The organism is Photobacterium sp. R1 (assembly GCF_054600795.1).
In genome coordinates this window covers 1-287 of record NZ_BAAHZP010000429.1, presented here as the reverse complement: position 1 = coordinate 287, position 287 = coordinate 1, and the positions used below count along the sequence as shown (strand labels likewise).

1 protein-coding gene is annotated in these 287 nt (G+C 54.0%); it reads left to right on the top strand.

What is annotated here, in order from left to right; all coding sequences use genetic code 11:
- Positions 1-34 precede the first annotated feature (34 nt).
- Positions 35-287: serine O-acetyltransferase (locus tag ACYP03_RS25720; RefSeq protein WP_459782637.1), on the top strand; the 253-nt coding region annotated here is incomplete at its 3' end.

Here is a 287-nt window from a genome sequence, read left to right as displayed (position 1 = left end):
GGTGCAAACACATAAAGGATATACAGGGGACGACGTGAGGGAGTGTCAACAGCAAGCCGTCTGGGAGACGATTAAGCAAGAGGCCAAGGTGCTGACTGAGCAGGAGCCGATGCTGGCCAGTTTTTACCATGCCACCATTATTAAGCACGATAATCTGGGTGCCGCGCTCAGTTATATCTTGGCGAACAAGCTGGCTACCCCTTCCATGCCCGCAATGGCAGTACGGGAAGTGGTGGAAGAAGCCTATATCGCCGACAGTATGCTGACGGAATCGGCCGCGTGCGATA